The sequence below is a fragment of the uncultured Porphyromonas sp. genome, from assembly GCF_934359325.1.
In the GTDB taxonomy this organism is placed as follows: domain Bacteria; phylum Bacteroidota; class Bacteroidia; order Bacteroidales; family Porphyromonadaceae; genus Porphyromonas_A.
Genome location: NZ_CAKRLH010000128.1, coordinates 1 through 4,590 on the forward strand (window position 1 = coordinate 1; position 4,590 = coordinate 4,590).

The 4,590-nt window shown below is 59.0% G+C and carries 4 protein-coding genes; all 4 read left to right on the forward strand.

Translation table 11 applies throughout. The features are described 5' to 3' along the window. Nucleotides 1–57 precede the first annotated feature (57 nt). Nucleotides 58–2,130 carry a methionine--tRNA ligase gene (gene metG, locus Q0F21_RS05460; protein ID WP_297238123.1) on the forward strand — a complete coding sequence of 691 codons (2,073 nt, stop codon included), beginning with the start codon at nt 58–60 and terminating at the stop codon, nt 2,128–2,130. A 2-nt stretch (nt 2,131–2,132) separates the two neighbouring features. Beyond that, nucleotides 2,133–3,248: a tRNA 2-thiouridine(34) synthase MnmA gene (gene mnmA, locus Q0F21_RS05465; protein WP_297238125.1), complete on the forward strand. Its 1,116-nt coding sequence runs from the start codon at nt 2,133–2,135 to the stop codon at nt 3,246–3,248. 71 nt (nt 3,249–3,319) lie between these two features. Beyond that, nucleotides 3,320–3,919 (forward strand): hypothetical protein, encoded by a 600-nt coding sequence (locus Q0F21_RS05470; protein WP_297238127.1) that lies wholly within the window; start codon nt 3,320–3,322, stop codon nt 3,917–3,919. 81 nt (nt 3,920–4,000) lie between these two features. Continuing rightward, nucleotides 4,001–4,590 (forward strand): ROK family protein (locus Q0F21_RS05475; protein ID WP_297238129.1); only part of this gene is annotated, 590 nt, incomplete at its 3' end.

A 4,590-nucleotide genomic window follows, 5' to 3' on the forward strand; every position in this document is an offset into this window, starting at 1 on the left:
GGGCAGTCGGCGAAAAGTGGTACCTTTGTGACCTATATAATATAAGGTATACAGATCATGAGTCAGGATAATAGTCACTTCAAGCGAACTCTCATCACCGCCGCACTGCCCTACGCCAATGGGCCGGTGCACATCGGTCACCTCGCCGGCGTCTACGTGCCGGCAGACATCTACGCCCGCTACCTGAGACTGCGCGGACGGGAGGTGCTCTTCGTCTGCGGTTCAGACGAGCACGGTGTGCCGATCACCCTCCAGGCCAAGAAGCGGGGCATCACCCCGCAGGAGGTGGTGGACCAGTTCCATGGGATCATCAAGAGGTCCTTCGAGGACTTCGGGATCTCCTTCGACATCTATTCCCGCACCTCGTCCAAGACCCACGAGGAGACGGCATCCGCCTTTTTCCGCAAGCTGTATGATGAGGGAAAGTTTATCGAGCAGACGACCGAGCAGTACTACGACGAGGAGGCGGGAGAGTTCCTCGCCGACCGATACATCGTCGGTACCTGCCCCCGCTGCGGCAACGAGGAGGCGTATGGCGATCAGTGCGAGAAGTGTGGCTCTGAGCTGAGTCCGGACGAGCTGATCAACCCTCACTCCAAGCTGAGCGGCGCCACCCCTGTGAAGCGCCCGACTACCCACTGGTACCTCCCACTCAATGACTATCAGGACTGGCTCTCCAAGTGGATCCTCGAGGAGCACAAGGAGTGGCGCCCCAACGTCTACGGTCAGTGCAAGAGCTGGCTCGACATGGGACTGAAGCCTCGCGCCGTGAGCCGCGACCTCTCCTGGGGCATCCCCGTGCCGGTCGAGGGTGCGGAGGGGAAGGTGCTGTACGTCTGGTTTGACGCCCCGATCGGCTATATCTCCAATACCCGCGAGCTACTCCCCGACAGCTGGGAGACCTGGTGGAAGGACTCCTCGACGAGGCTGATCCACTTTATCGGGAAGGACAATATCGTCTTCCACTGCATCGTCTTCCCCGCCATGCTCAAGGCTGAGGGCTCCTTTATCCTCCCCGACAATGTACCCTCCAATGAGTTTCTCAATCTCGAGGGAGACAAGATCTCGACCTCGAAGAACTGGGCCGTCTGGCTCAATGAGTACCTCGAGGACTTCCCCGGCAAGCAGGACGTCCTGCGCTACGTACTGACCGCCAACGCCCCGGAGACCAAGGACAACGACTTCACGTGGGAGGACTTCAAGTCCCGCAACAATAGCGAGCTGGTGGCCATCCTCGGCAACTTCGTCAATCGCGCAATGGTGCTGACGGGGAAGCACTTTGACGGAAAGGTGCCCGCCGCCGAGCTGACGGACGAGGACAGGGAGGTGCTCGGCAAGATGAAGGAAATCCGCGAGGAGACCGCCCGACTGCTGGAGGACTTCCACTTCCGCGATGCTCAGCGTACCGCCATGGAGCTGCCCCGACTGGGCAATAAGTACCTCGCCGACCTCGAGCCGTGGAAGGTGATCAAGACAGACCGCGAGCGTACCGGTACGATCCTCAACGTAGCCCTCCAGATCGCCGCCAATAGTGCGCTGCTCCTCGAGCCCTTCCTCCCCTTCTCAATGGCGAAGCTCCGCCGTATGCTCGCCATGGACGAGCAGGTGGACTGGGAGGCGATCGGTGAGATAGACCTCCTCAAGGCTGGTCACCAGCTGGGTAAGACGGAGCTGCTCTTCGAGAAGATCGAGGACGATCAGGTGGAGGCGCAGAAGCAGAAGCTCCTCGCTGCCAAGGCGGCCACACTGGCAGCGAAGGAGGCAGAGGCAGCGGCTCATCTCTCTGTGGATCCGATCGATGAGGAGATCCCATTCGATGACTTTGAGAAAATTGACATCCGTGTTGCCACCGTGCTGGAGTGCGAGCGGGTACCGAAGTCCAAGAAGCTCCTTCGCTTTAAGCTCGATGACGGTCTCGGTGGTCGACAGATCCTCTCCGGGCTCGCCGCCTACTACGAGCATCCTGAGGATCTGATAGGTAAGCAGGTGCTCTTCCTCGCCAATATCGCCGGTCGCAAGATGATGGGTCTGGAGAGCAACGGTATGATCCTGAGTGCCATAGAGCCTGACGGCACGCTCTCCGTAGCAACCACCTCCAAGGAGGTCCGCCCGGGCAGCCGACTCTCGTAATCATGTCCTCGACAGCCCTTCTCCTCTCCGGCGGTGTCGATAGCTCCGTCGCGATGGTTCGTCTCCTCGAGCAGGGGATCCGTCCGGATCTCTTCTATATTCGCATAGGGGCGAAGGAGGAGGGCTATGCCGGTTGTCCGGCAGAGGATGACGAGGTGATCGTCCGGATCTTGGCGCGGAAGTACGATCTCCCGCTCGATATGATCGACCTCCACCGGGAGTACTGGGATCATGTGGTCGGCTATATGCTGGAGTCGGTGCAGAGGGGCCTAACGCCCAATCCGGACATGATGTGCAATAGGTGGATCAAGTTTGGCGCCTTCGACAGCTACACCGGCTCCACCTACGACCATATCGCAACGGGGCACTACGCCCGCAAGGAGACGATCAACGGACGAGACTACCTCGCTACAGCGGTAGATCCGGTGAAGGATCAGACCGACTTCCTTGCTCAGATCACCTATCCACAGCTCCATAAGGCACTCTTCCCGATCGGGGATCTCCCCAAGGAGCGGCTCCGAGCCATCGCCGAGGAACATCACTTAGTCACCGCCCACAGAGACGACAGCCAGGGGATCTGCTTCCTCGGCAGGATCGACTACGACGACTTCCTGCGGGAGCATCTCGGAGAGAGGATTGGCCCGATCGTGGAGCTGGAGACGGGGCAGGTGCTGGGCGAGCACAAGGGCTTCTGGTTCCACACCATCGGACAGAGGAAAGGACTTGGTCTGAGTGGCGGTCCCTGGTACGTGATCCGGAAGGATGTGGGGACCAATACGATCTACGTCAGCCGAGGCTTCGACACGGCGATGCAGTACAGCGACCTGATCCGCCTGGGAGCGATGAACTATATCTCCGGCGACCCGATGCCGGAGGGGACGAGCGAGATGGCGGTGACGCTTAAGGTCCGCCACACGCCCGACTTCACCCGAGGGCTTCTCCGTCGCCACGCCGACGGGAGCCACAGCGTGCTCGCCGAAGAGCCGATCCAGGGAGTGGCAGCGGGGCAATTCTGCACCCTCTACGACACTGAGGAGCACCTCTGCTACGGGAGCGGAGTGATCGCCGAGGGACTGCAGAGTGACGCTCAGCATAATATTCCGCAGGAAAAACCTTAATTTTTATCAGAAAAGGAGTACCTTAGTACACAGAATAAGAATATATCACTCATATAATACCAAAACCGGATATGAAACGTATCAATACCATTCTGGCTATCGCCATGACGCTGGTGCTCTCCCTCGGACTCACCGGCTGTGGCAAGTCTTCGCCCAAGGATGTCGCTAAGGAGGCTGTCGAGGCCCAGCTCAAGGGCGACATGCAAGCCTTCTATAACCTCCTCTGCGAGGCCGATCAGACCACGATGACGTACGACAACTTCATCACCAAGTACGTTATGCCGAAGGATGCACAGGCACTCTTCGATCTGGTACCGGAGACCCGCGATGCGCTGAAGGCATCAGGCTTTAAGGAGATCGTGAATGGTGAGACCGCCACCGTCACCTACGTCCTCACCGTACCGGACATGGACAAGATCATCAAGGAGACCATCAGCCTCGAGATCCTGCAGCAGATGATGGCCAAGGGCAAGCGGATGAGCTCACTCTCCGACCTCCCCGATGAGATGAAGGAGAATATCAAGCAGTACCTCGCTAAGAACGACATCCCCACCCTTGAGGTCCCTCAGACGATGAATCTCGTGCGGGAGAATGACAACTGGCGGGTCAATCTGAATCTCCGTGACGCGCTCGATCTCGGTCGCATGCCGGCTCCCTTTGTCCTCAAGTGACCTCCGGCCCCAAGTCGGGGCAAATATCCGTGCGGGGAGGGGATGACAATCTCTCACCACAAACTATTTAGGAACCAAACCATGGCAAATAAACCAACTATTGAGTCCAAGCCCTACGTCATAGGGATCGACCTCGGTGGCACCAACACTGCCTTCGGGATCGTGGACGCACGAGGAAATATCCTGCGCACCAGCTCCATCAAGACCGGTAAGCACCTAGACATCCGAGACTACATCAAGGACCTCGGGGTGGCCATCCGTGACCTGGTCGAGATCGACCTGACGATGGACAAGATCTTCGGTATCGGTATCGGAGCACCCAACGGGAATTACTTCAATGGCTCGATCGAATTTGCCCCCAATCTCCCCTGGAAGGACAAGATCCCACTCGCAGGACTGCTCGAGAAGGAGCTGCAGATCCCGGTCGTCCTGACGAACGACGCCAACGCAGCCGCCATCGGCGAGATGACCTATGGCGCAGCACGTGGTATGAAGGACTTCATCGAGATCACTCTCGGCACCGGTGTCGGTAGCGGCATCGTCGTCGGGGGCGAGCTGGTCTACGGTCACGATGGCTTCGCCGGCGAGGTGGGTCACACCGTGATCCGCCGCAACGGACGCACCTGCGGCTGCGGTCGTCAGGGATGCCTCGAGACCTACACCTCCGCCAC

Excerpts from the sequence above, each read along its gene's own strand:
- mnmA (WP_297238125.1), top strand. The coding sequence starts at position 2,133 with ATGTCCTCGACAGCCCTTCTCCTCTCCGGCGGTGTCGATAGCTCCGTC.
- metG (WP_297238123.1), top strand. The coding sequence starts at position 58 with ATGAGTCAGGATAATAGTCACTTCAAGCGAACTCTCATCACCGCCGCA.
- Q0F21_RS05470 (WP_297238127.1), top strand. The coding sequence starts at position 3,320 with ATGAAACGTATCAATACCATTCTGGCTATCGCCATGACGCTGGTGCTC.